Below are 19,678 nucleotides of genomic sequence, written 5' to 3'. Positions count from 1 at the left end.
TGTTGCGCTCAACGCAACAAAGGTGGCCTTGGGGGCCGCTTTGTGTCAGCGGGGTTCGGCCCGCACTGGGGTGAGCCAGATGGCGGCGACCGGGAAGAGTGCGACCAGGCCGAACGCCAGCGCGTAGTTCGACTCGCCGATGACCAGGCCGAGCAAGGGCGGGGTCAGCACGGCGGCGACGTTCTGCGCCGTGTTCTGCGCGCCCATCGCCCTTCCCGCCCATGCGAGACCGGCCAGCTCTGCCGACGCCGTGAAGCCGAGACCGTTGTCACTGACCGTGATCACGCCGGCGAGCACGATCGCCAGCACCACCAGCCACGGCCAGCTTACGTCGCCCAGCGCCACGAGGAGCATCACCGCGGCGCTGACGACCGCGAGCACCCGCATCGGGCGCAGCCTGCTGGCGACGCGGTCGGACCAGTAGCCGGTGGCGAGCCTGCCGAGCGCGCCGAGTGCCTGCACGACGGCGAGGAACCAGCCCGCCGCGAGCGGGCTCCAGCCGTGCATCGCGACGAGGTAGATCGGCGCGAACGCCGACACCGTGAACTGTGGAATCACGAGCAGCGCGCTGGCTCCGTGCAGGCGCCACAGCGTCGGCGTGCGGTACGGCGACGCGTGCGCCGGGCCGGACGGGTCCTTCGGTGGCCGAGGCGGGTCGGTGACCAGCAGCGCCACGAGCAGCGCGACGACGAGCGCGAACGCGGCCGGGAACACCATCGCCACCCGGAACCCGAAGGGTTCGGCCAGCGGCGGCAGGGCGAGCGCGGCGACGCCGACCCCGAGCGGTTGGGCGGTCTGCCGGATGCCCATGGCCATCCCACGCTCGTGTGCGCCGAACCAGCCCATCACGACCCGCCCGCTCGCGGCGTTCACCGACGCCGTGCACGCGCCTGCCGCGACGAACACGGCGAAGAGCACGGTGAGCGAGTGCGTGCCCAGCGCGGAGACGAGCAGCAGCGCTCCGGAGAGTCCGAGACCCAAGGCCATGATCAGCCGCTCGCCGTAGCGGTCAGCGGCCGCGCCCCACGCGATGAGGGTCAGCAGCAGCCCGATACTCGGCGCAGCCACCACCGCCCCCGCTTCACCCAATGTGAGGTTCTCGGCCTCGCTCATCGCGGGGACGAGGAACGGGATGCCGTAGAGGAAGGCACAGCTCGCCGTCTGGGCGGCATGTCCGAGCCCCAGCAAGAGCCAGCGTCTGCGGCCGATGGTGTGCTGCTCCACGCCCGCCATACCGCCGTCCCACTATCTGAGAAATACCTCTTACATAGTGGACTTTACTTCGCAAGGCTAAACAACGCAAGGGTTTCCGCGACACCCTCCGCAGTTCAGACCAGAGCGGCGTAACCCGGTTTGATCACGTTATTGATCAAGTCCAGCCGTTGATCGAAATCAATGAACGCCGATTTCATGGCGTTGATCGTGAACCACTGGACGTCGGCCCAGCCGAAGCCGAAGGCCTCGGAGAGCGCGGCGAACTCCGACGACACGGAGCAACCGCTCATAAGCCGGTTGTCCGTGTTGACGGTGACCCGGAAGCGCAGCTTTGCCAGCAGGCCGATGGGATGCTCGGCGATCGAGGCCGCCGCGCCGGTCTGCACATTGGACGAAGGGCAGATCTCCAGCGGGATGCGGCGATCCCTGACGTAGGCGGCCAGCCTGCCGAGCTGGACCTCGCCGTCGGCCGAGGTCTTGATGTCGTCGACGATGCGGACGCCGTGCCCGAGCCGTTCGGCACCGCAATGCTGAATGGCCTCCCAAATCGACGCGAGCCCGAAAGCCTCGCCCGCATGAATCGTGAAATGCGCATTGTTCACGCGCATGTATTCGAATGCGTCGAGATTCCGGGTCGGCGGAAAACCGGCCTCGGGGCCCGCGATGTCGAATCCCACCACCCCCGCGTCGCGATAGCGCACGGCGAGCTCGGCGATCCCCGCCGCCCTCGCGTGCTGGCGCATCGCGCACAGGAGCGTGCCGGTCCGGATCCGCTTGCCCTTGGCCTCCGCGCGCCGCTCACCCTCCGTGAACCCGGCCTGAACAGCCTTAATCACCTGATCGAGTGAGAGCCCGCCTTCGGTGAAGAGCTCCGGCGCGTAGCGGACTTCCGCGTAGACCACGCCGTCGTCCGCGAGGTCCTCTACGCACTCGGCGGCGACGCGGATCAGCGCGTCCTCGGTCTGCAGCACGCCGCACGTGTGCGTGAAGGTCTCCAGGTACGACTCCAGCGAACCGGAGTTGGCCGCGGACTGGAACCACCGGCCGAGCTCGGCGACATCTGTGGTCGGAAGCCCTTCGTAACCGGTGGATTCGGCCAGTTCAACGACGGTGCGCGGGCGCAACCCGCCGTCCAGGTGGTCGTGGAGCAGCACCTTCGGGGCCTCGCGCAGGTCCTGCACAGTCAGGGCGGTTCTCGTCGACATGCTGCGACGGTACCGCTGGTCGGACGGAAACTCTCACGCTCGACTTAAGCCTCAGCCCCGTTGACCATTTCGTTATTCGGGCCATCCAGTTGCACGTCGTCGCCGAATTCACGGGGGCGCTACCCAGAGCAATTGCGCGGTAGATAAGCTGCCGCCCACGTCCCATCTTTTCCCCGCCGATGAAGGACAACCGCAGTGACGACTGACAACCACCTCGCAGCCCCGTCCTTCGACCGGATGCGCAACATGTTGGTGCGCGCGGCCGAGGTCCGAGAGAGCGAGCAGCAGCAGATCTTCGACGCGCTCGACGACATCTACGCCCGGCTCGCGCCGGTGGACTCGCTGGGCGCGGTGCGCAAGCGGCTGTCCGAGCTGCCCGACCGCACCGAGGTCAGCGTGCTGGCCGAGCGTCTCGACGAGGCCATGACCCGGCTCGAGGCTCAGGACAACGCGCTCGCCGACCTCGCGCGGGCGGTCGAGTCCATCGTCGACAAGCTGGCGAAGCCCTTCGCCCAGCTGGACGGCAGGCTCGACGGGGTCGCGGCCCGCTTCGAGGGTGTCGCCGGCCGCATGGACGGGCTCGAGGACAAGCTCGAGAACATCCACCGCAGGCTCGACGAACTGGGCGGCCACCTCGACAAGCAGGACGACAAGCTCGACGCGATGCCCACCTCCGTCGGCGGCCCGGTGCGCGAGCGCATCGACACGCTGGAGTCGGGCCTCAAGGAGCGGGTCGAGCGCCTCGACTCCGACACCAAGGAGCGGATCGGCAGCACCACCGACACGCTGCGCTCGGCGCTCACCGAGACGGCCGAGATGGTGGACTCCTCCGAACGTCTGGACAACCTCGGCGAGCGTCTCGAGCGCGTCACCAACCGGCTCGACGAGCTGGCCGGCAGGCTCGACAAGGTCGAGGAGGGCTTCACGGCCCAGCTCGGCGACCTCGACGGCTCGGTGAAGTCCGGGCTCGCCAAGGTCGAGGGCACGCTGTCGAAGCAGCCGGACAACGACTACTTCAGCTCCGTGGTGCGCAAGAGCAACGAGGAGTCGGAGCGCCGCATCGGCGGCCAGCTCGACGAGGCCATGGCGACGTTCGCGGAGCTGATGCTCGGCGGCGGCCCGGCCCCGCAGACCGTGGCCGTCGCGCCGCCCGCGCCGAGGCAGCCGCGCCGTCGCAACGGCCGGGCCCAGAAGGGCGCCGACTCGAAGGCCAAGGCCAACGGCTCGGACGCCGACTCCGACGACTGAGCCCTCCCGGCCAGCCCAGCTGCAGTGAGGGCCACCCTACCTGCGCCCACCCGTCTCCCACCACCGCCCAAACGGAGACGCTGACGCGCCGCTGTGTTTGATCAACGCAGTGAAGGTGGCCTTCACTGCGTCGGGGGTCGCGTCCGGGGTCGGGGTCGGGGTCAGCCTCGGAACAGGTCCAGGACTATCCCTTCGTCGCGTGGGGGGTTGTGGCGCTCGGTGAGGTCGTAGGAGCCGCTGAGCGCCTCGAGGGCGGCCGGAACCGCCTCGGGGGTGTCGGTGTGCAGTTCCAGCAGCGGTTGCCCGCGCTCGACGCGATCACCGGGCTTGGCGAGGCATCGCACGCCTGCCGCGAGCTGCACCGGGTCCTCCTTTCGCGCCCGGCCGGCGCCGAGCCGCCACGCCGCGACGCCGACCGCGTACGCGTCGAGGCGCGTCAGCACACCGGACTCGGGCGCCTCCACCACGTGCACGTGGGCCGGCTTCGGCAGCTCCGCGTCCGGGTCGCCGCCCTGCGCGCGGATCATCCGGCACCACGTCTCGTACGCCTCCCCCGACGCCAGCACCTCGGCCGGGTCGACATGGGATAGCCCCGCCAGGGTGAGCATCTCCCTTGCCAGCGCGAGCGTCAGCTCCACGACGTCGGCCGGGCCGCCGCCCTTGAGCACCTCCACGGCCTCGGCGACCTCGACGGCGTTGCCGACCGCGGAGCCGAGCGGTGTGCTCATGTCCGTCAGCAGCGCCGTGGTGGCGACCCCGTGCGCCGCGCCGATGCCGACGAGCGCCCTCGCGAGCGAACGGGCCTGCCGGATCGTCTTCATGAACGCACCGGAGCCGACCTTCACGTCGAGCACCAGCGCGCCGGAACCCTCCGCGATCTTCTTGCTCATGATCGAGCTGGCGATGAGCGGAACCGACTCGACGGTGGAGGTGACGTCACGCAGGGCGTACAGCTTGCGGTCGGCGGGCGCGAGCGTCGGGGTGGCGGCGCAGACGACCGCGCCGACCTCGGCGAGCTGCCTGCCGATCTCCTCAGCCGACAGCTCCGCCCGCCAGCCCGGGATGGACTCGAGCTTGTCGAGCGTGCCGCCCGTGTGCCCGAGCCCCCGCCCGGACAGCTGCGGCACCGCGGCACCGCACGCGGCGACGAGCGGCGCCAGTGGCAACGTGATCTTGTCGCCGACGCCGCCCGTCGAATGCTTGTCCACGGTCGGACGCGCCACGTGCAGGGAGAGCCGCTCACCGGAGTCGATCATGGCTCCGGTCCAGCGAGCGGTCTCGCCCGAGTCCATCCCGTTGAGGAAGATGGCCATCGCGAGCGCCGCCATCTGCTCCTCCGCCACCACCCCGCGGGTGTAGGCGTCGACGACCCACTCGATCTGCTCGGCCGAAAGCCGTTCCCCGTCTCGCTTGGCGCGGATGACGTCGACAGCGGCGAACGGTTCCATGGCGGTCACCCCGGGAGGTCGGCGGGCCCGAAAGCATCGGGCAGCACCTGTGACATCGCCAGGATGCCGCTCGGTGTGTCCACGAGGCATGTCGCGCCGCCGAGCTCGAACAGGATCTGCCTGCACCGCCCGCACGGCATCAGCAGCTCACCGGTGCCGCTGCGGCACGCCACGGCGACGAGCCTGCCGCCGCCGGAGAGCCGCAGCTGCCCCGCCATCGTGCATTCGGCGCAGAGGCCGAGCCCGTAGCTGGCGTTCTCGACGTTGCAGCCGGTGACGAGCCTGCCGTCGCCGACCAGCCCGGCGACGCCGACCTGCAGGCCGGAGTACGGCGCGTACGCCAGCTGGGCCGCACGCACCGCCTCCTGCCGCAGGGCCTCCCAGTCGGGCGCGGGCGCCGTCATCCGCCCTCGCCCCTTCGGTGGGTCCGGCCGATCCACTTCGGAACGCGCAGGCGTTGGGCCGCGAGCGAGAGCACCAGCAGCGTCACCACGTACGGCGCGGCGCTGACGAGCTCGGGCGGCACCTGGTCGGTGAGCGCGAACCAGAGGATGAACAGCACACCGATCACGGTGGCCACGCCCGCGACGACGTAGCGCTTGGCCCTCAGCTGCACCACCGCGAGCACGAGCAGCGCGATGCCGAGCAGCAGGAGCAGCGCGTGCACCGCGCCCTCGCCGCGCAGCTGCATGGCGTCGGTGTAGCCGAACAGCCCGGCGCCCGCGGCGACCCCGCCTGGCCGCCAGTTGCCGAAGATCATCGACGCGAGGCCGATGTAGCCGCGGCCACCGGTCTGGCCGTCGCGGAACTGGCTGGAGGCCACCGCGAGGATCGCCCCGCCCAGACCGGCCAGCGCGCCCGACATCGTGATGGCCGCGTACTTGTACTTGTAGACGTTCACGCCGAGCGACTCCGCCGCGTGCGGCGCCTCGCCGCACGAGCGCAGCCGCAGCCCGAACGCCGTCCGCCACAGCACGTAGGCGGTGGCGAAGAACAGCACAACGGCGAGGAGGGTCAGCAGCGACACGTCCGTGGTGAGACCGCGCAGCAGGCCCGCGAGGTCGGACACGAAGAACCACTGCTGTTGCTCGATGTCGCCGAGCACCGACGACAGGCCGGGGATCGTCACGTGCGGGACGTCCTCGATCGGCGGCGACTGCTTCTGCCCTCCGCCCGGAGCGTCGGTGAAGTACAGCTTCGCGAGGAACAGCGTCAGCCCCGGCGCGGCGAGGGTGATCGCGACACCGGAGATGATGTGGTCGACGCCGAAGGTGACGGTGGCGATCGCGTGGATCAGACCACCGAACGCGCCGAGGACCACGCCCGCGAGCACACCCGCCCACGGGCCCCACTGCCAGCCGAAGAGCCCGGCGCCGAACGTGCCGAGCACCATCATGCCCTCGAGGCCGATGTTGATCACACCGGCGCGTTCGGACCAGAGCCCCGCCAGACCGGCCAGCGCGATCGGCACGGCCGCCGTGAGCGCGGCGGCCACCGTGCCGCTGGAGGTGAGGTTGCCGGCGCCCGTCAGGACGCGGACCAGCGACACCACGAGAAGCGCCGCGATGGCGAGGAGGAAGTAGATCATCGGCGAGGCGCGCCTTCGCGGGGGCGCGACGGTCTCCTGGACGCCGACGGCGAGTCCGCTCGCACTCATGCCTGCGCCTCCTCGGGGGTCTTGGTCGTGCCCAGTGCCCGCCCGACGTCACGCTGTTCGAGCCGGAGCTTGTAGCGGCGCACCAGCTCATAGGCGATGACGACCGACAACACGATCACGCCCTGCATGATCACGACGATCTCCTTCGGCACGCCGGAGAGGTCCAGCACGTTCGACGTCTGGTCCAGCGCGCCCCACAGGAACGCGGCGAAGGCCATGCCGATGGGGTGGTTGCGGCCGAGCAGCGCGATCGCGATGCCCGTGAAGCCCAGCCCCGCCGGGAAGTCCAGCGAGTACGAGTGCGAGGCGCCCAGCAGCTGCGGCATGCCGACGAGCCCGGCGACCGCGCCGGAGAGCAGCATGCTCGCGAGCACCATCTTCTTGACGTTCACTCCGCTGGCGACGGCCGCGGACTCCGACTGTCCGGTCGCCTTGAGGTCGAAGCCGAACCTGGTGCGGTTGAGCATGAACCAGTAGGCGACACCCACCACGGCGGCCAGCACGATCAGGCCGAAGACGTCCGAAGAGGACTCGGAGTACGGGATGCCAGGCACCTGGCCGCCCTCGGTGATCGGGGCCGTGCCGATGTTGTTGCTGCCGGCCACCGTGACCGCGAGGCGGTCGGGGTTGAGCAGGAACGCCACGAGCGCCGTCGCGATGGCGTTGAGCATGATCGTCGAGATGACCTCGCTCACGCCGCGCGTGATCTTGAGGAAGCCGGCGATGCCCGACCAGACCGCGCCGACGAGCATCGCGGCGAGGATGGTCATGAGGATGCGCACCACCGACGGCAGCGACTCCATGAACGAGGCGCCCGCGAGCGCGGCCGCGAGCATCGCGGCAAGCCGGTACTGCCCGTCGACGCCGATGTTGAACAGGCGCATCTTGAAGCCGATCGCCACCGCGACCGCCGACAGGTAGTACGTCGTGGCGCTGTTGAGCGAGTTGGCGACCGTGCGCGGCCGTTCGAGCGAGCCGATCATGTCCTCGGCGACGTCGAACGGCGGATGCCCGGTGATCGACAGGATGATGCCGCAGACCAGGAGCGCGAACACGAGCGCTCCGACGGGCGCCGCGAGGCCCAGCCCCACCGAGCGCCACGAGATCCTTCCCATCACGTTCCCTCCCCAGCACCGGTCATCGCCGAGCCGAGTTCCTCCGGAGTGACGGCCTTCGGGTCGTAGGAGGCGACGAGCCTGCCGCGCAGGATCACCGCGAGGCTGTCGGACATGCCGATCAACTCGTCGAGGTCGGCGGAGATCAGCAGCACGGCCAGGTGCTCGGCGCGGGCCTTGCGGATCTGCTCCCAGATCGCGGCCTGCGCCCCGACGTCGACACCACGCGTGGGGTGCGAGGCGATCAGCAGCACCGGGTTCCCGCTCATCTCCCTGCCGACGATCAGCTTCTGCTGGTTGCCGCCGGACAGCGAGCCCGCGAGCACGTCGATGTTCGGGGTGCGGACGTCGTACTCGTCGACGATCCGCTGGGTGTCGGCCCGCGCGCCCGCCCGGTTGAGCAGCAGCCCGCGCACGCTCGGCGCCCTGGTCTGGTGCCCGAGGATGCGGTTCTCCCAGAGCGTCGCCTCCAGCAGCACGCCCTGGCGGTGCCGGTCCTCGGGGATGTAGCCCACGCCCGCGTCGCGGCGCTTGCGAGTGGACAGCTTCGTGATGTCCTTGCCCTGCAACGCGATCCGCCCCGCCTGCAAGGGACGGATGCCCATCAGCGCCTCGACGAGCTCGGCCTGTCCGTTGCCCTCGACGCCCGCGATGCCGAGCACCTCGCCCGCGTTGATGGTGAAGGACATCTCCTCCAGCACCGTGCGCCCGTCGGGCGCGGTCACCGTGAGGCCATCGACCTCGAGCACCGGGGTGTCGGTGACGGTCGACTCGCGCAGCTCCGGCACCGGCAGCGCGCTGCCGACCATCAGCTCGGCGAGCTGGCGGGCCGTGACATCGCCGGGACTCACGCTGGCGACCGTGGTCCCCCTGCGCATGACCGTGATGTCGTCGGCTACCGAGAGGACCTCGTCGAGCTTGTGCGAGATGAACAGGATCGTGAGGCCCTCGGACTTCAGCTCACGCAGGTTGCCGAACAGCTCGTCGACCTCCTGCGGCACGAGCACGGCCGTCGGCTCGTCGAGGATGAGGATCCGCGCGCCCCGGAAGAGCACCTTGAGGATCTCGACACGCTGGCGCTCGCCGACACCGAGCTCGTCGACGAGCCGGTCGGGCTCGACGCCGAGCCCGTACCGGGCGGAGATGTCCCTGATCTTGGCGCGGGCGGCCTTGAAGTCGATGCCGCCGCCCCCGCGCGGCTCGTCGCCGAGCACGACGTTCTCGAGCACGGTGAGGTTGTCGGCGAGCATGAAGTGCTGGTGCACCATGCCGATGCCGACCGCGATGGCGTCCGCGGGGGTGCTGAGGTCGGCCTGCGTGCCGTCGATGGAGATGGTGCCCTCGTCGGGCCGCTGCATCCCGTAGAGGATCTTCATCAGCGTCGACTTGCCCGCGCCGTTCTCGCCGACGAGCGCGTGCACGGTTCCGGTCCGGACCGCCACGTTCACGTCGGCGTTCGCGACGACGCCTGGGAAGCGTTTGGTGATGCCTCTGAGCTCGACGGCGAGCGCTGATTCGCTGCTGCTGATGGTGCACGCTCCTTGCCGGTGCTACGCCGAAGCCGGCGGACCCGGGGGATCGCCCCGGGGCCGCCGGCTCGCGTCGTTGATGCGGCTTACGTGGTCGAAGGGACCTTGATCTCGCCCGAGATGATCTTCTGCTTGTACTCCTCGAGCCGCGGCTGGATGTCGTCGATCTTGCCGCCGCTCGTGGCGTACTTCACGCCACCGACCTCGAGGTCGTAGATCTTGTTGCCCGCCTTGAACGCGTTGTCGTTCACCGACTTGATGAAGTCGTAGACCGCGACGTCGACGCTCTTGACCATCGAGGTGATGATCACGTCCTTGACGTCGGCCAGCGACGGGAGGTTGTACTGGTCGGAGTCGACGCCGATGCCCATGGCGCCCTTGTCCTTCGCGGCGCGGAAGACACCGCTGCCCGAACCGCCCGCGGCCGCGTAGACAACGTCGGCGCCCGCGTCCAGCATGCCGTTCGCGGCGGTCTCGCCCTTGGCGGGATCGTTGAACCCGCTGAAGTCCGGCGGCTGGGTCAGGTACTTGACCTGCACGGTCGCGTCCGGCTTCACGGCCTTGACGCCCGCCTCGTAGCCGGCCTGGAACTTCTGGATCAGCGGGGTGTTGACCCCGCCGACGAAGCCGACGTTGCCGGTCTTGCTCTTCAGCGCCGCGGCCACGCCCACGAGGAAGGAGCCCTGCTCCTCGGCGAAGGTCAGGTTCGCGATGTTGGGGCCGTCGTCGGTGCCCGGCGTGTAGTCGTCGATGATCGCGAACTTCACGTCGGGGTAGTCCTTGGCGACCTTGCCGAGCGGGCCCGCGTAGGCGAAGCCGACCGCGATGATCGGGTTGTAACCGCCCTCGGCCAGCTGCCGGAGCCGGTCCTCCTTCTGGGCGTCGGTCTCGCCCTGGCTGGCCTCCAGCTCGGTGGCCTCGATACCGAACTCCTGCTTGGCCTTGTCCAGGCCACGAGCCGCGGAGTCGTTGAACGACTGGTCGCCTCGGCCACCGATGTCGTAGGCGAGCCCGATCTTGAGCGCGCCGTCTCCGCCGCTTCCGGCGCCGCTGTCTTCGCCGCCACCGCCGCACGCGGACAATGCCAGCACGCCGGCCATGGCGATCGCCGCCAGCGCTCCACCACGCTTTCGAAGCACGGTGTATCTCCCTCCCCGCTGCATGCGCGGACCAACTGAGAACGGCCCGACGCTCCTGCCGGGCCGACTGGCGAACCGTACCGCTCTGTGAGATTCCAGGCATGCGATTGCCACCGCGCGTAACCCAAATGTTTACTCAAGGGCTCGGCGCGCGACTGACTGCACACGGTATGTGACCGGGCACTGGGTCACACGATTCAGTGAAGAGCGGGTGAAGAGACGTGGGACACGTCCGTTGTGCTCCTCAGTGTCTGGTCCATCACAGACGACAACCCGAGGTTGAGCCAGGTCGACGCTGCGGGTCTAGCATCCCCTCGTATCCACGCTCGACGACCCTGACCACGGCAAAGTCGCGGTCCGCCGGGCAAAGTCCATCAGTGACGTTGGAGGCCGTACACCGATGTCCACCACTGCGAGCACCGCCGCCGAGGCGGGAGCGAGTGATCGGGCTGGCGCCTCACGCCGGAGCGGAACGTTCTACCGCGGCGACCCCGGCATGTGGTCCTGGGTGCTGCACCGCATCACCGGCGTGCTCACCTTTTTCTTCCTGTTCGTCCACGTTCTCGACACCGCGCTCGTCCGGGTCTCACCGAACGCCTACGACGAGGTCATCGAGACCTACAAGTCCCCGGTCGTCAACCTGCTCGAGGTCGCGCTCGTCGGCGCCGTGCTCTACCACGCGCTGAACGGTCTCAGAGTGATCCTCGTGGACTTCTGGTCCAAGGGGCCGAAGTACCAGCGCCCCATGCTCTGGGGCATCGTCGGCATCTGGGTCGTCGTGATGATCCCGGGCACCTACTTCATGCTCGAGCGCACGGTCAGCGAGCTCTTCGGAGGCGGGCACTGATGGCAGACAGCACTTCCGCGCTCGCGCTCGACAAGCCGCGTTCCCCACGCAGGCCCGCCGCCCGGCGCAACAACTTCGAGCTCTACAGCTGGGTGTTCATGCGCATCTCCGGCCTCGCGCTGGTGGTGCTGGTGCTCGGCCACCTCTTCATCATGAACATCCTCGACGGCGGTGTGCACCGCATCAACTTCGCGTTCGTCGCGGGTCGCTGGTCCTCGCCGTTCTGGCAGTTCTGGGACCTGTCGATGCTCTGGCTCGCCCAGCTGCACGGCGGCAACGGGCTGCGCACGATCATCGACGACTACGCCCGCAAGGACAACACGCGCTTCTGGTTGAAGATGCTGCTCTACGTGGCGATGGCCGTCATCCTCGTGCTCGGCACGCTGGTGGTCTTCACGTTCGATCCCGACATCCCGGCCAGCTGAGCCCACCACACGGAGTTCGCACATCATGCAGTTTCACAAGTACGACGTGGTGATCGTCGGAGCCGGCGGCGCCGGCATGCGGGCGGCCATCGAAGCGGGCCAGCGCTCCCGCACGGCGGTGCTCACCAAGCTCTACCCGACGCGTTCGCACACCGGCGCAGCGCAGGGCGGCATGTGCGCCGCGCTGGCGAACGTCGAAGAGGACAACTGGGAGTGGCACACCTTCGACACGGTCAAGGGTGGCGACTACCTCACCGACCAGGACGCCGCGGAGATCATGGCCAAGGAGGCCATCGACGCGGTGCTCGACCTCGAGAAGATGGGGCTGCCGTTCAACCGGACCCCCGAGGGCAAGATCGACCAGCGGCGCTTCGGCGGTCACACCCGTGACCACGGCAAGGCGGCGGTGCGCCGCTCCTGCTACGCGGCCGACCGCACCGGTCACATGATCCTGCAGACGCTGTACCAGAACTGCGTCAAGCACGGCATCGAGTTCTTCAACGAGTTCTACGTGCTCGACATCGCGCTCACCGAGACCGCCGACGGCCCGGTGGCCTCCGGCGCGATCGCCTACGAGCTCGCGACCGGCGAGATCCACGTCTTCCAGGCCAAGTCGATCGTGTTCGCCACGGGCGGCTTCGGCAAGGTCTTCAAGACCACGTCCAACGCGCACACCCTGACCGGCGACGGGATGGGCATCTACGCGCGCAAGGGCCTCCCGCTCGAGGACATGGAGTTCTACCAGTTCCACCCGACCGGCCTCGCCGGCCTCGGCATCCTGCTCACCGAGGGCGCCCGCGGTGAGGGCGCGATCCTGCGCAACGAGTCGGGCGAGCGGTTCATGGAGCGCTACGCCCCCACCATCAAGGACCTCGCACCACGCGACATCGTCGCCCGGTCGATGGTGCTCGAGGTGCTGGAGGGCAGGGGCGCCGGTCCGAACAAGGACTACGTCTACCTCGACTGCACCCACCTCGGTGCCGAGGTGCTGGAGACGAAGCTGCCCGACATCACCGAGTTCGCGCGCACGTACCTCGGCGTCGACCCGGTGAAGGAGCCGGTGCCGGTGTACCCCACCGCGCACTACGCGATGGGCGGCATCCCGACCAACGTGCACGGCGAGGCGCTGCGGGACAACGAGCACGTCATCCCCGGCCTCTACGCCGCGGGTGAGGTCGCCTGCGTGTCGGTGCACGGCGCCAACCGGCTCGGCACCAACTCGCTGCTCGACATCAACGTGTTCGGCCGCAGGGCGGGCATCGCCGCCGCCGAGTACGCGCAGGGCCGCGAGCACGTGGAGCTGCCCGAGGCGCCGGCGAAGATGGTCGAGGGCATGGTCGAGCACCTGCGCACCGCGCACGGCGGCGAGCGCGTCGCCGACATCCGCACCGAGTTGCAGCAGACGATGGACGCCAACGCGGCGGTGTACCGCACCGAGGACACGCTGAAGCAGGCGCTCACCGACGTGCAGGCGCTCAAGGAGCGCTACGGCCGGATCTCGGTGCAGGACAAGGGCAAGCGGTACAACACCGACCTGCTCGAGGCCATCGAGCTGGGCTTCCTGCTCGATCTCGCCGAGCTGCTCGTCAACGCGGCGCTGGCCCGGAAGGAGTCCCGCGGCGGCCACGCCCGCGAGGACTACCCGAACCGGGACGACGTCAACTTCATGCGGCACTCGATGTCGTACAAGATCCTGCCGGAGAAGGAGGACCCGGACGCCCCGCTGGGCCTCAACGGGTTCATCTCGGACATCCGGCTGGACTACAAGCCGGTGACCTTCACCCGGTACGAGCCGATGGAGCGGAAGTACTGATGCCTTCCGACGTACTCCTTCCCGCGGAGGAAGCGAAATGACCGCTGTAGCTGAAAGCACCGTCCACGACACGTCGCAGATCCCGGCGCCGGAGGGCTCGCTCACCGTCACGGTGAAGATCCAGCGTTTCAACCCGGAGATCGACGACGAGCCGCACTGGGAGTCCTACGACGTCCCGGCGCTGCCGACGGACCGCGTGCTGAACCTGCTGATGAACATCAAGAACTACGTGGACGGCACGCTGTCGTTCCGTCGTTCTTGCGCGCACGGCATCTGCGGGTCGGACGCGATGCAGATCAACGGCATCAACCGCCTCGCGTGCAAGGTGCTCGTGAAGGACCTGCTGGCCAAGAAGGGCAAGCAGACCACCATCACGGTCGCGCCGATCAAGGGCCTGCCCACGATGAAGGACCTCTATGTCGACATGGAGCCCTTCTTCGAGGCCTACCGCGCGGTGAAGCCGTACCTCATCGCGTACGGCAACGAGCCGACGCGCGAGCGGATCCAGTCGGCGGCCGACCGGGAGCGCTTCGACGACACGACCAAGTGCATCCTGTGCGCCTGCTGCACCTCCTCGTGCCCGGTGTACTGGGCGGACGGGTCGTACTTCGGCCCTGCCGCGATCGTCAACGCGCACCGGTTCATCTTCGACTCGCGCGACGAGGCCTCCGAGGAGCGGCTGGACATCCTCAACGACGCCGAGGGCGTGTGGCGCTGCCGCACGACGTTCAACTGCACCGACGCCTGCCCCCGTGGCATCCAGGTGACCAAGGCGATCCAGGAGGTCAAGCGCGCCCTGCTCTTCAAGCGCGTCTGACCCTTTCGCCAACGCTCCCCAAGGCCACCTTTGTTGCGCTCAACGCAGCAAAGGTGGCCTTGGGTGCTTTTGGGCCTACCTCTGTGGGTGGAGAGGTTCGTTGCGAGGTGTCATCTCTGGGGTGACGACGTCGCGGGGGTTCGGCCCTTAGCGTTGCGTGCGTGGTACAGGAAACTGGGAAGCGGTCACCGGGGCTGTCCAAGCTCGCGATCTTCGGGCTGGCGCTGCTCGCCGTGCCGCGCGTGGTCGCGCACGACCTGGACCTGGTGGGTCCAGCGGTCAACGCGCTGCTCGTGTGGGTGCCGCTGGTGATCTGGGTGACCGTGGTGCTGGTGAGGCGGGTCGAGAACCCGTTCCTGACGTTGCTCGCGGTCGGCCTGGTGTACGGGATCCTCCTCGCCATCGGTCACCAGGTGTTCTGGGAGGAGTCGTTCGACGACCCGCCCGCGCTCGGCGGCAACCTGGCCGGCGTGCTGTCCCCCGGTACGGAGACCGTGGTGCTGCGTGGCTTCGCGTTCCTCAGCAGCGTGGTGACGGGCACGGCGGTCGGTGCGGCCACCGGTGCCGTCGCGTGGCTGCTCTCCCGGCTCCGGCGCTCCTGAGGGGCGTCTCCCAACCCTACGGGCGACGGGGCGGGGGCCGCTCCCTAGACCTCCGCGCAGGCGGCGCGGGCAGCGGCCATCGACTCCCGGAAGCCCTCGCTCTCGGCGTCCATGCGGCGCTGGACGTAGTTGACCACGTCTCGCAGCGCCTCGTTCACCGGTTCGTAGGCGCCGTCCGCCTCGGCAGCCGCGCCGGCGAGGGACGAGGCCGCCGACAGCCGGTACAACCCGGTCAGGTCGGCCTCCAGGTCGACGTGGGGCGTGCGGGCCACGAGGTCGCACGCCGCCGTGGCGTCGGCCTGCGCTCCCTCGGCGTCACCGGAGGAGCTGAGCAGCCAGCCCAGCCCCACGCCTCCCCCACCGAGGAGGACGCCGACGAGCAGGCCGAGCAGGAGCGGAGCGCGTCGAGAGCGCGGTGCGGGCGGCTGCGGCTGGAACTGGGTCACGATCGGTTGACGTCCTTTGAGTCGGCGCGGTTCCGGGTCGCGCGCAGGCCGCGCCAGCCGATGACTCCGATGATCGTGCCCAGCACGAACGACACGACGGCGAGCACCAGATGCACCCAGAAGAACGGCGTCGGCGAGCCGTCCGCGGTGAAGGCGTTGTCGCTGTCCCAGAGGTTCCTGGCGAAGGTGATCCAGATGATCCAGGACCACACGCCGAAAGCAAGCAGAAAGAGTGACGTGCGGCGAGACATACGCATACCGCCCAGTATCTATCCCTGGCTCCCGGCTAGCCTGCACGGGTGCGCAGTGCTCTTCCCTTACGGGTTCTGATCGTCACCCTCCTGTCCGGTCTCCTCGCCTCGGCGGGGCTACCAGCACTGGCGCAGTCGCCGGTCGCGCGGCAGGCGCAGGCGTGCCCCAACGAGCTGCTGCCGCCGCCTCCCGTGGACACCTCCGAGAAGCCGCCGCCGGGGCAGCCGTCCCCGGTCCCGCTGCCGGTGCCCGACGAGCCGGCGGGCGGCGAGCGCATGGCCGAATGCGGCTATGTGGTGCCGCCGACCGCCCCGGCCCCGCCCGAGCCGGACACGGCGGCCTCCTGGCTGCTGCAGGACATGGAGACCGGCGAGGTGCTCGCCGCGAAGGACCCGCACGGCCGCCAGCGGCCCGCGTCGCTCATCAAGACCCTGCTCGCACTCGTGGTGATCGACGAGCTGTCTCCCGAACAGGTGGTGATCCCGACCGTCGAGGACGCCAACCAGGAATGCACGTGCGTGGGCATCGTCGCGGGCTCGCGGTACACAGTGGACGATCTGCTGCACGCGTTGCTGATGCGCTCCGGCAACGACGTCGCGCACGCGCTCGGCACGGCGCTGGGCGGCGTGCCGACAGCGGTCGGCAAGATGAACGCGCTCGCGAAACGACTCGGCGCCGAGGACACCCGCGCGGCCACACCGTCCGGTTTGGACGGGCCGGGGATGATGACGTCGGCCTACGACATGAGCCTGATCTTCGGCTACGCCATGCGGCAGCCGGAGTACGCCGACGCGGTGGGCACGCAGCACATGGACTTCCCCGGCGGCACCGGCCAGCCGAGCTACCCGATCTACAACGACAACCAGCTGTGGGACGGCTACGAGGGCTTCCTCGGCGGCAAGACAGGCTTCACCGACGACTCGCGCCACACCTACGCCGGCGCCGCCGAGCGGGACGGCACCAGGATCTCGGTGATCATGCTGCGCACCGAGCAGCGCCCCGTCCGCGTGGCGGAGCAGGCCAAGGCGCTGCTCGACTACGGCTTCGCACTGGCGGCCTCCGGCGCCGACCCGGTCGGCCAGGTGACCATTCCCGACCCGGCCGAGGTCGACGAGGCGGCAGCGGGCGAAAGCGACTCCGGCGACGTGTCGGCCGCGTCGTCGAGCGTCACCGACCCGTTCGGCACCACCGGCTGGATCGTCACGCTGATCGTGATCGTCATCGTGGCCATCGGCCTGCTCATCGGACACCGGAAGGGCCTGCTCCAGCGCCCGGAGTGAGGCGCGGGCCCCTGGTCAGCCAACCGCAGTAAAGGCCACCTTCACTGCGTTGAACGCAGGCATGGTGGCCTTCACTGCGGTTGGCTGGGATCAGGCGGGGCGGGTCAGCCGCCGCGTGACTCGCAGCAGTTGTCCGTCGCCGCGTCCTGCGCGGTGTGCTCGGCGTTCTCGGTCTCGCGGCCGGTGGGCAGGGTCTCCCTCGCCGCGATCCACAGCACCAGCGCGAGCGCGGCGACGGCGCCCGTGACGGCGAACGCAGCGCCGTAGGACCAGCGTTCCGCGATCGCGCCCGCCGCGAGCGGGCCCACCACGGCGCCGACGTCGGCCGCCATCTGGAAGCCCGCGAGCACCGAGCCGCCGCGCGCCTTCGCCCCGAGGACGTCGGCGACCGCGGCGCTCTGCGACGGGTTCAGCGCGCCCGATCCGACCCCGGCCACGAGCGAGGCCGCCAGGAAGATCCACGGGTTGTCGGTGATGCCGAGGAACACCGTGCCCACCACGAGCAGCGCGAGCCCCGCCACGGCGGGCGGCTTGCGCCCTCTGCGGTCGGCATAGCGACCAGCGAGCAGCAGCACCGCCGCGTTGGCGCCCGCGAAAACGGCGAGCGCGAAGCCGGTGAACGACTCGTCCTTGGCCAGCACGGCCGTGACGAACAGCGGCATGAGCGACATGCGCACGCCGAGCACGACCCAACCGTTGGCTAGGTTCGACATGAGCGCCGCCCGGTAGGTGGGGTGGCGAAGCGCCTGCCGGAACGTCATCGCGGGCGCGCCGTCGTCGGCCTGCCGGGAGGCCAGCGCGGAGTGCCGCAGCTGCCACCACACGAGCACGGTGGTGAGCACCAGCGCGAGCCCGTAGGCCAGGAACGGCGCCCGCAGCGATACGGCGACCAGCCCGCTGCCGAGCACCGGGCCGGCGATGCCGCCCAGCAGGAAGCTCGTGCCCCACAGCCCGGACGCCCTACCCCGCAGGTGCACCGGCGAGATGCGGATGAGCAGGCCGATCGCGGACACCGTGAACATCGTCGAGCCCACGCCGCTCGCCGAGCGGAACAGCAGCAGCTGCCAGTAGTCGGTGGCGAACGCGCACGCGATGGTGCCGACGGCGACGATCGAGAGCCCCCACAGGTAGGTGGGCCGCTCGCCGAACCGCGTCACCAGCCGCCCGCTCGCCGGCGCGAAGGCCAGCCGCACCAACGCGAACGCGCTGACCACGAACGACGCCGCCGTCACACCCACGTCGAAGCTCGCCGCGAAGTTGGGCAGCGCGGGCCCGATCAGTCCGTAGCCGATGGCGATGAGGAAGCTCGCCCCCACCAGGACGTAGATCTCCCTCGGCAGCTTCGTCTGTTCCGGCGCCGTCACCGTGTCGCTCACGCTCACCCCTTCGCTTACAGAGCGAGCTTAATTGAGGGGGACGACGACCAGCCCTCAGCGACGACGGCGGCCGAGCCAGCCCAGCAGCGCCCCTGCGCCGAACGCGCCGGCCGCGAGCCCGGCGCCCGCACCCCGCTGCACCTGGACGTTCGGCCTGATCACCGCCGGTGGCGGCGGTGCGACCCTGCGAACGACGTTCTCCCGCGCCGTCGCCGTCCACGCCGTGACGAACAGCAGGAACCGCGAGACGAGGTTGGCGAACACCAGCAGACCGATGATCGGACCGAACAACGCCCCGCTCGGCGAGCTCGTGACACTCGCCAGGTACACCGTGGCGACCTGCTTGAGCACCTCGAACCCGACCGCGGCGAGCACGGCGCCCTTCACCGCGCTGCGCACGCTCACCTTCTCCCTCGGCAGCTGAGAGATCACCCACAGAAAAACGAGCACGTTCGCGGCCAGCGCGAGCACGATCGTCGCCAGCCGCAGCAGGAAACGCGCCCACGCCGCGTCGTCGAGCCCCACCAGCTCCAGCAGGAAGTTGCCGACCCCGCCGCCCACGGCGGTCAGACCGAACGACACCGCGAGCGCCAGCCCGAGGCCGACGAGCGCAACGAGGTCCTTGACCTTCGTCGACAGGAACGGCAGCTGCCTCTTCTCCTGGCCCCACTGCGCGGTGAGCGCGTCACGGAGGTTGGTCATCCAGCCCAGCCCCGAGTAGAACGCCAGAAGCAGACCGAGCACGCCCACGCCCGCCCTGGAGTCGAGGGCGGCGTCGACGATCGTGGCGAGGAAGTCGCCGAGCCCCTCGGGTGCCGAGGAGATGATCCCGTCCCGCAGTTCCCGCAACGCGGCCTCGTTGCCGGCCAGGATGAAGCCCGCCACCGAGAACCCGACCATCAGCAGCGGGAACAGCGACAGCACTGAGAAGTAGGTGATCGCGGCGGCGTAGTGATTGCCATAGCGCTCGGAGAAGGCGTCGTTGGCTCTGATGACGTGGTCGAACCAGGGATACTTCCTGCGCAACCGCGGCAGCAGCTTTTCCTTTTCCGCCTTCTGTTCCGTCACGCGATGACGCTAACCAGGGGTAACGACCCCCGCAACGCGAACGCTCAGGACCGGTGCCGCTGACCTCGCGCACCTGGTAGCCCGAAGCCAGAGCGCCGACGAGTGTGGTTGCCGCGAGGAGCGGTCCGTGTCGCGGGTCAGGTGGGGAGGGGGGTTCTGCCGTAGGTGGTGGTGCGTTGGCGGGAGGGTCGTCCGG

General features: G+C 69.5%; 19 protein-coding genes. 7 read left to right on the top strand and 12 right to left on the bottom strand.

The window, feature by feature from the left end:
* Positions 1-45: 45 nt before the first annotated feature.
* Positions 46-1,233, bottom strand: a complete 1,188-nt coding sequence (locus FCN18_RS36835; RefSeq protein ID WP_137097332.1) for an MFS transporter — start codon at positions 1,231-1,233, stop codon at positions 46-48.
* 95 nt (positions 1,234-1,328) lie between these two features.
* Positions 1,329-2,420, bottom strand: coding sequence for an adenosine deaminase (locus FCN18_RS36830; RefSeq protein WP_137097331.1), 1,092 nt, complete (start codon positions 2,418-2,420; stop codon positions 1,329-1,331).
* 195 nt (positions 2,421-2,615) lie between these two features.
* Here FCN18_RS36830 and FCN18_RS36825 point away from each other — a divergent pair, with 195 nt between their 5' ends.
* Positions 2,616-3,668 (top strand): PA containing protein, encoded by a 1,053-nt coding sequence (locus FCN18_RS36825; protein ID WP_112277058.1) that lies wholly within the window; start codon positions 2,616-2,618, stop codon positions 3,666-3,668.
* A gap of 161 nt (positions 3,669-3,829) precedes the next feature.
* On the opposite strand, the gene FCN18_RS36820 is transcribed toward FCN18_RS36825, so the two are convergent.
* The 6 genes from FCN18_RS36820 to FCN18_RS36795 all read right to left on the bottom strand — a co-directional run bounded on the left by FCN18_RS36820 (position 3,830) and on the right by FCN18_RS36795 (position 10,556).
* The gene (locus tag FCN18_RS36820; RefSeq protein WP_137097330.1) at positions 3,830-5,116 is read right to left on the bottom strand and encodes a thymidine phosphorylase; all 1,287 of its coding nucleotides are present in this window, start codon (positions 5,114-5,116) and stop codon (positions 3,830-3,832) included.
* A 5-nt stretch (positions 5,117-5,121) separates the two neighbouring features.
* Positions 5,122-5,520 (bottom strand): cytidine deaminase, encoded by a 399-nt coding sequence (locus FCN18_RS36815; RefSeq protein WP_112277054.1) that lies wholly within the window; start codon positions 5,518-5,520, stop codon positions 5,122-5,124.
* Positions 5,517-6,773 (bottom strand): ABC transporter permease, encoded by a 1,257-nt coding sequence (locus FCN18_RS36810; protein ID WP_137097329.1) that lies wholly within the window; start codon positions 6,771-6,773, stop codon positions 5,517-5,519. The genes FCN18_RS36815 and FCN18_RS36810 overlap by 4 nt, the downstream gene beginning before the upstream one ends.
* A complete protein-coding gene (locus tag FCN18_RS36805; RefSeq protein ID WP_112277050.1) occupies positions 6,770-7,888 on the bottom strand; it encodes an ABC transporter permease in 1,119 nt (372 codons plus the stop codon). Before FCN18_RS36805 ends, FCN18_RS36810 begins: the two co-directional genes overlap by 4 nt.
* Complete coding sequence (locus FCN18_RS36800; protein WP_137097328.1) at positions 7,888-9,417, bottom strand: ABC transporter ATP-binding protein; 1,530 nt, start codon at positions 9,415-9,417, stop codon at positions 7,888-7,890. Before FCN18_RS36800 ends, FCN18_RS36805 begins: the two co-directional genes overlap by 1 nt.
* 86 nt (positions 9,418-9,503) lie before the next feature.
* A complete protein-coding gene (locus FCN18_RS36795; RefSeq protein ID WP_199543472.1) occupies positions 9,504-10,556 on the bottom strand; it encodes a BMP family lipoprotein in 1,053 nt (350 codons plus the stop codon).
* Between the two features lie 400 nt (positions 10,557-10,956).
* Here FCN18_RS36795 and sdhC point away from each other — a divergent pair, with 400 nt between their 5' ends.
* The 5 genes from sdhC (at position 10,957) to FCN18_RS36770 (ending at position 15,060) form a co-directional block, all read left to right on the top strand.
* Positions 10,957-11,403 carry a succinate dehydrogenase, cytochrome b556 subunit gene (sdhC, locus tag FCN18_RS36790; protein WP_110334948.1) on the top strand — a complete coding sequence of 149 codons (447 nt, stop codon included), beginning with the start codon at positions 10,957-10,959 and terminating at the stop codon, positions 11,401-11,403.
* The gene (locus FCN18_RS36785; protein WP_110334947.1) at positions 11,403-11,828 is read left to right on the top strand and encodes a succinate dehydrogenase hydrophobic membrane anchor subunit; all 426 of its coding nucleotides are present in this window, start codon (positions 11,403-11,405) and stop codon (positions 11,826-11,828) included. The genes sdhC and FCN18_RS36785 overlap by 1 nt, the downstream gene beginning before the upstream one ends.
* A gap of 25 nt (positions 11,829-11,853) precedes the next feature.
* The gene (gene sdhA / locus FCN18_RS36780) at positions 11,854-13,641 is read left to right on the top strand and encodes a succinate dehydrogenase flavoprotein subunit (protein ID WP_112277044.1); all 1,788 of its coding nucleotides are present in this window, start codon (positions 11,854-11,856) and stop codon (positions 13,639-13,641) included.
* Between the two features lie 37 nt (positions 13,642-13,678).
* Complete coding sequence (locus FCN18_RS36775; RefSeq protein WP_112277042.1) at positions 13,679-14,458, top strand: succinate dehydrogenase iron-sulfur subunit; 780 nt, start codon at positions 13,679-13,681, stop codon at positions 14,456-14,458.
* Positions 14,459-14,619: 161 nt separating this feature from the next.
* On the top strand, positions 14,620-15,060 hold the full coding sequence (locus FCN18_RS36770) for a hypothetical protein (protein WP_199543473.1): 441 nt from the start codon (positions 14,620-14,622) through the stop codon (positions 15,058-15,060).
* A gap of 44 nt (positions 15,061-15,104) precedes the next feature.
* Here FCN18_RS36770 and FCN18_RS36765 read toward each other — a convergent pair whose 3' ends face one another.
* Positions 15,105-15,506 carry a hypothetical protein gene (locus tag FCN18_RS36765; protein ID WP_112277040.1) on the bottom strand — a complete coding sequence of 134 codons (402 nt, stop codon included), beginning with the start codon at positions 15,504-15,506 and terminating at the stop codon, positions 15,105-15,107.
* Positions 15,503-15,763 (bottom strand): SCO4848 family membrane protein, encoded by a 261-nt coding sequence (locus FCN18_RS36760; RefSeq protein WP_112277038.1) that lies wholly within the window; start codon positions 15,761-15,763, stop codon positions 15,503-15,505. The genes FCN18_RS36765 and FCN18_RS36760 overlap by 4 nt, the downstream gene beginning before the upstream one ends.
* A gap of 42 nt (positions 15,764-15,805) precedes the next feature.
* On the opposite strand from FCN18_RS36760, the gene FCN18_RS36755 reads away from it, so the two are divergent.
* Complete coding sequence (locus FCN18_RS36755; RefSeq protein WP_137097327.1) at positions 15,806-17,038, top strand: D-alanyl-D-alanine carboxypeptidase family protein; 1,233 nt, start codon at positions 15,806-15,808, stop codon at positions 17,036-17,038.
* 104 nt (positions 17,039-17,142) lie between these two features.
* On the opposite strand, the gene FCN18_RS36750 is transcribed toward FCN18_RS36755, so the two are convergent.
* Complete coding sequence (locus FCN18_RS36750; protein WP_369973650.1) at positions 17,143-18,420, bottom strand: MFS transporter; 1,278 nt, start codon at positions 18,418-18,420, stop codon at positions 17,143-17,145.
* 48 nt (positions 18,421-18,468) lie between these two features.
* Positions 18,469-19,482, bottom strand: a complete 1,014-nt coding sequence (gene yhjD / locus FCN18_RS36745) for an inner membrane protein YhjD (protein WP_112277034.1) — start codon at positions 19,480-19,482, stop codon at positions 18,469-18,471.
* Positions 19,483-19,678: the final 196 nt, after the last annotated feature.

Origin of the sequence: Prauserella endophytica (genome assembly GCF_005146945.1) — a bacterium.
Taxonomy (GTDB): domain Bacteria; phylum Actinomycetota; class Actinomycetes; order Mycobacteriales; family Pseudonocardiaceae; genus Prauserella_A; species Prauserella_A endophytica.
Note: the sequence above shows the minus strand (reverse complement) of the source record. Positions and strands in the feature narration are given on the sequence as shown.

Bases quoted from the DNA above. Each gene is read 5' to 3' on its own strand.
- FCN18_RS36775 (WP_112277042.1), top strand. From the start codon at position 13,679: ATGACCGCTGTAGCTGAAAGCACCGTCCACGACACGTCGCAGATCCCG.
- FCN18_RS36810 (WP_137097329.1), bottom strand. From the start codon at position 6,773: ATGAGTGCGAGCGGACTCGCCGTCGGCGTCCAGGAGACCGTCGCGCCC.
- FCN18_RS36785 (WP_110334947.1), top strand. From the start codon at position 11,403: ATGGCAGACAGCACTTCCGCGCTCGCGCTCGACAAGCCGCGTTCCCCA.
- FCN18_RS36815 (WP_112277054.1), bottom strand. From the start codon at position 5,520: ATGACGGCGCCCGCGCCCGACTGGGAGGCCCTGCGGCAGGAGGCGGTG.
- sdhA (WP_112277044.1), top strand. From the start codon at position 11,854: ATGCAGTTTCACAAGTACGACGTGGTGATCGTCGGAGCCGGCGGCGCC.
- FCN18_RS36830 (WP_137097331.1), bottom strand. From the start codon at position 2,420: ATGTCGACGAGAACCGCCCTGACTGTGCAGGACCTGCGCGAGGCCCCG.
- FCN18_RS36820 (WP_137097330.1), bottom strand. From the start codon at position 5,116: ATGGAACCGTTCGCCGCTGTCGACGTCATCCGCGCCAAGCGAGACGGG.
- FCN18_RS36805 (WP_112277050.1), bottom strand. From the start codon at position 7,888: ATGGGAAGGATCTCGTGGCGCTCGGTGGGGCTGGGCCTCGCGGCGCCC.
- FCN18_RS36835 (WP_137097332.1), bottom strand. From the start codon at position 1,233: ATGGCGGGCGTGGAGCAGCACACCATCGGCCGCAGACGCTGGCTCTTG.
- FCN18_RS36760 (WP_112277038.1), bottom strand. From the start codon at position 15,763: ATGCGTATGTCTCGCCGCACGTCACTCTTTCTGCTTGCTTTCGGCGTG.
- sdhC (WP_110334948.1), top strand. From the start codon at position 10,957: ATGTCCACCACTGCGAGCACCGCCGCCGAGGCGGGAGCGAGTGATCGG.